The 5,316-nt window shown below is 45.7% G+C and carries 4 protein-coding genes; 1 reads left to right on the forward strand and 3 read right to left on the reverse strand.

The features are described from left to right. On the reverse strand, positions 1-677 hold a 677-nt coding region (locus PX484_RS20520), incomplete at its 3' end, for a TPM domain-containing protein (RefSeq protein ID WP_288105309.1). Positions 678-1,251: 574 nt separating this feature from the next. Between PX484_RS20520 and PX484_RS20525 the strand changes: the two genes are divergently transcribed. Continuing rightward, positions 1,252-3,738 carry a COR domain-containing protein gene (locus PX484_RS20525; protein WP_287767375.1) on the forward strand — a complete coding sequence of 829 codons (2,487 nt, stop codon included), beginning with the start codon at positions 1,252-1,254 and terminating at the stop codon, positions 3,736-3,738. A gap of 218 nt (positions 3,739-3,956) precedes the next feature. Here PX484_RS20525 and PX484_RS20530 read toward each other — a convergent pair whose 3' ends face one another. Next, positions 3,957-4,322 carry a hypothetical protein gene (locus tag PX484_RS20530; protein ID WP_002735843.1) on the reverse strand — a complete coding sequence of 122 codons (366 nt, stop codon included), beginning with the start codon at positions 4,320-4,322 and terminating at the stop codon, positions 3,957-3,959. Beyond that, positions 4,323-4,682, reverse strand: a complete 360-nt coding sequence (locus PX484_RS20535) for a YtxH domain-containing protein (protein WP_287664626.1) — start codon at positions 4,680-4,682, stop codon at positions 4,323-4,325. Positions 4,683-5,316 lie beyond the last annotated feature (634 nt).

Consider the following 5,316-nt stretch of genomic DNA (forward strand, 5'->3'; position numbering starts at 1 on the left):
CCAAAAGCAACAAAGAGGATAAACCAGAGGGGAGAGACAATTAAAACCCATTGCCAAGCGAAAACCTGTCCTTCTTTGCGAGGAATACCGGCAAAACCGAAGACTAAACCGCCGACAATTGAGGTAATTAAAGTTAAAATCCACTGTTCCTTCGGTAAACCGGGGACTACCGCACAACCACCTTTAACTAAACAGCCTTTTACCGTGTCCAAGGATTGTACGATCGCGTTATTTTCGCCATTTTCCCGGACAAAATACATATTACCGAAACGGGCCTGTAATTCGATCCAAAAAGTGCGGGGTAAAAATTCATAGACGGCATCACCAATACTAAAAGATAGTAGATTACCGCCGCGACCATCGGCCACTAGGAGAATACTTTTATCATCCAATCCCCAGAAATTAATCACTGCCCGGCCGGGGCTGCGGTCATATTGGGTTAAAACTCGCATTTTCCAGCCGGTTTCCCCTTGAAATGTCTCGATATCTCGGATTAATGCCTCTTCCTGTTTTGCGGGTAGATAATTGGCTAAATCAACGATCGGAGTGGCTTGATTGGGCAGTAATTCGGGATTATTCACCGCTAGAGCTTGATCCGGGCAGATAATCCAACCCAGACAGCTAATGACACCAATTACAAGAGCGATCGAGATTCCTCGGCAAAAACGATTGAGCATAGCACTTCTAGACAATGAGAATTTTTTCAGCAAGGGTGTAGGCTAACTTTCAGTTTCTTTACACTTATTTACTTTATCTTAAGGGAATTCTCAACTTTAGTCACCCAGTTAGGGACTTGCGCTTTGATAATGTACCTTTTGGGCGAACGCAGTTCGCCCCTACATTAATGTACCTTTTGGGCGAACGCAGTTCGCCCCTACATTAATGTACCTTTTGGGCGAACGCAGTTCGCCCCTACATTGTGGACAAAATCCGTTACTGTAGGGGCGCAAGGAACCTGCGCCCTCCGATCGCCCAGGTTTGCTGATCACCCTAAGTAGGGGGAGAGCCTTTGAGAGTCCCCGCAGCTAAGGGACTTGCGCTTTGATAATATGCCATCTGGCCGGCCTGATTCTTCTACAGAGCGATTTTCTGGCTAGGATATTATTCCCACGCAAGTCCCTTATCGGTCATCAGATGCGAGTTTTCAGTTCACTCTCCAGAAACTCAACTCAAGCTGATGAGGTCTCAACCAGTGGCATTAACTGGATCTTTTGCCAAAATGGAGTAAATATGGTAGCGGGGGGATAGTCAATGACAGCACAGGAAGTATTAGAGTTAATTCAACGGGCAAAGGACGAAAGAGCGTGGATGTTAGATCTGTCCAACAAAAACTTAACAGAAATTCCCCCCGAAATTCCTCACCTCACCTCCCTGCAAGTCCTCAACCTCAACAATAACCAAATCAGCGAGATACCAGAAGCGCTCGCTCACCTCACCTCCCTGCAAGAACTCGACCTCAGCATTAACCAAATCAGCGAGATTCCAGAAGCGCTCGCTCAACTCACCTCCCTGCAATACCTCTATCTCAGCTATAACCAAATCAGGGAGATTCCAGAAGCGCTCGCTCAACTCACCTCCCTGCAAATCCTCAACCTCAGCGATAACCAAATCAGCGAGATACCAGAAGCACTCACTCACCTCACCTCCCTGCAAATCCTCGACCTCAGCGATAACCAAATCAGGGAGATTCCAGAAGCGCTCGCTCACCTCACCTCCCTGCAAATCCTCTTTCTCAGCTATAACCAAATCAGGGAGATTCCAGAAGCACTCGCTCACCTAGTCAACCTGAAGCGATTAGTCCTCGAAAATAACCCGATTACCAACGTTCCCCCGGAAATTATTCGTCAGGGATGGGGTGAAACAATATCGAGTAATGGCAACCCGCAGGCGATTTTTAGTTATCTCAAGGATAAAGCTAAACGCCCTCTTAATGAGCTTAAAGTTTTATTGGTGGGGGAGGGGGATGTGGGGAAAACTTCCCTGTTAAAGCGGTTACTGCACAATACCTTTAATTCCGGAGAACCCAAGACCCCCGGCATTAATATTGAAAAGTGGCAACTGCCCCAAAAACCCGATATTCGCCTCAATATCTGGGATTTTGGCGGTCAGAAAGTGATGCAAACCACCCATCAGTTTTTTCTGACTAAACGCAGTCTTTATCTGCTTGTCCTCGACAACCGCAAAAATGAACAGCAAAACCGTCTGGAATACTGGTTAAAACTCATTGAAACCTACGGAGGCAATTCTCCCGTGATTATCGTGGGTAATTGTGCCGATGAACATCCCCCCCAAGTTAAGATCCGCACCCTCCAGAAAAAATATCCCCAAATCACCAAGCTAATCGCCACTTCCTGTAAAACCGGTGCGGGAATCGAGGAACTTGTGCAGGAAATCGCCTCTCAAATCGATGCTATTCCCCATATCAAAGATTTATTGCCTAATAGTTGGTTTCACATCAAAACTCAACTAGAAGCGATGCAAAAGAGTTATGACTTTATTTCCTACGAAAAGTATCAGGAAATGTGTCAGAAAGCCAAGATTAAAGAGGCCAGCGATCAAAAAAGTTTAGTGCATTTTCTCCACGATCTCGGTATTGTCCTCAACTACCAAGATGATCCGCGACTGAATGAAACCAATGTCCTGAACCCAGAATGGGTAACTAGCGGTGTTTATGATATTCTCAATAATCACGATTTGATGGTGCAAAAAAAGGGCATTCTTTCACTGCCAGATCTGCAAGATATTCTCAAAAAAAACCAACGTTATCCCGAAAATAAACGCCGATTTTTGATGGATTTGATGGGAAAATTTGAACTCTGTTTTCCCCTTGATGGTTACAGTCCCGATCGCTATCTAATCACCGATCTTCTACCCATCGATGAACCGGATGTGGATATCTACGAAAACGCACCTTTACACTTCCAGTACCGTTATGATATCCTGCCCGGTAGCATTATTTCCCGCTTTATCGTCCGTAATCACCAGATGATCTATAAAACCATGCGTTGGCGTAGTGGTGTGGTTCTGACAATGGATCTTAATAGAGCTTTGGTGCGTGCCGACGAGGAAGATAACTACATCAGCATAAAAGCCCAGGGTTCCCGTGCTAGTGCGCTTTTAGCTATTATTAAGACAGATTTTGACAAAATTCACGATACTATCCCTAATTTAGCCGTACAGGAAAGGTTAGTGATTCGAGAATTGCAAGGGGAAAAACCCACCGGGGTAGAAGTTCCCGTCGATTATCTCCATCTGATAGAACTCGATCGCCAAGGCAGCGTGGAGGCAATTCTCCCCGGTTTGCGCGGCAAATATAATATCCGCGATATCTTAGAAGGGGTGGAACCTAAGACAGAAAGAGAAAGATGTCTCGACGAAAGGGAGGAACGTAGCCGCAAAATCCGAGAAAATCGCCCTATGAGTCCCAAAACGCCAGAAACTCCCAATCTCCTGAAACCTAGTCTCGCTTTGTTGCTGGTTTTCGCTGTGGTTGCTTGTATAGTTGCGGTGTTTGCCCATTTTGTGCCAGATTCAAAGCATATTACCAGCGTTTTGACAATTATTGTTATCTTTGCTTTTATTGTCTTTGTGTTATTGCTCTTGACGGGTAAAATCAATCAAACGACCTTTAATCAGCTTTTTGAAGTTTTGTCGCGATTTATCCCTACTTTTAAAGGACAAGAACCCAAAACCAACAACGATGACACCTCCCAAGAAACCCCCAAATCGGAGCAGTAAAGATTTGCTTACCACAGAAAGGTAACTTAGGCGAAAAAGTTTACAAATATTTAGGGTTTGCTGAAAAAGTTTGTTGGTGGGGTTAGGAGTTGAGAGTTGGGGTTTTAGGGAGTTGGGGTTTTAGGGTTTTGGGGTATTAGTTGAAATTCTCCTATCTCCCCACTCCCCCATTTCCCAATTCATAATTCATAATTCATAATTCATAATTCCCCATCTCCTTAACTGCGTTTCCAAGTATTCCAAGCGACTTTAAAACCGATCAAGAGGCGACGGCTGCCACGATCGAGCTTGCTAAGACCAGCTTTAGCACTACCGAGACTGCGATCGACTCCTTGGACAACTTGGCGGGTACTTTTAACCCCTTCATCGATATTGTCGGTTAATTCGCTGATTTCCGCCCCTGTCAGGCGAATTGCTTCTAGAGTCGGGGGGAATTCCCGATGGAGGGTATCGAATAATTTTTCGGCACTGCGGGCTGCCCGGGCTAACTCTTGCAGGGCAGGCAAAGCGGCGATGAAAACCGCCGTTAAACTAACGGCGACTAGCAGTAAAGAACATCCTAGCCAGAAAATAGGTTCGGTCATTTAGTAGTGATTCGAGTGTTGATTATCGCCTTCGGGGGATTCTTGCGAGTCGGGGAAAGGATTGTCCGTGGCTAGACTTTGACTAGCTTCGATTCCGGCTGTCACCGCCTCTTTTAATCTCATTAAAGTATCATCCCAATTACGTCGGGCCGATTCCGATAGGCGATCGGCCTGCAATTGCATCGTCGTGGTCAGATCTTCGGCTAATTCAGGCAAAGCCCTGGCGGATTTTTGCAGAATTCGACGGGTTTCTTTTCCAGATCTCGGCGCTACTAATAAACCCGCCGCTACTCCGATCGCACTGCCCACTAAAACCCCGACGAGGAATAAGCCACCGTTACCGTTATTTTTATCTGCCATAGGATTGCCCTTGTACTTAATTCCCAATTTTACGAGCAATTACACTTCTCTTGTGCAGTTTCTTCGGCAAAATTTTGGACTGTTGCTCTTGGTAAAGAAAAACAGAGGCTCTCTTAGGTTTGGTGGGCAAAATGTATTCTAAGATACATTCCTGCTGGCGAGCGAGTGGAAGGAACCACAAAGACACAAAGGACACAAAGATTGATCGATCATAGAGTAAGTTAAACTTATCACACAGAACCTAGAAGAGCCAAACAGACCTAGAAGGGATAAATTGAGAAAAAATAGCGATCGGGAAACACCTGATTTTATTGCTGACTTTGAGCCAATAAGGGAGTGAAAAAGAAGAACCTCTGGGAGTCTTGCCGTGTTTCGACCCCAAAGGTTCTTCTTATGCTGAACTTATACTCCTCACACAATATTTATATTACACACAATCCGCTGCTTTTGTCAAGAGGTTTATGACATTTTTTTCCACAGACCTCTGGCCAAATTAATTTCCCAGGGCCGTTAGGCGCTCTTGTCGGGGACAGTTAAGTAGGGTTTGCGGCAAAAAGTTTTTCCTGGGGGCAGGGTGTGGGGTGTGGGGTGTGGGGTGTGGGGTGTGGGGTGTGGGGGGTGGGGTGTGGGATCA

Source organism: Microcystis sp. M49636_WE2 (assembly GCF_030065375.1).
Taxonomy (GTDB): Bacteria; Cyanobacteriota; Cyanobacteriia; order Cyanobacteriales; family Microcystaceae; genus Microcystis; species Microcystis aeruginosa_C.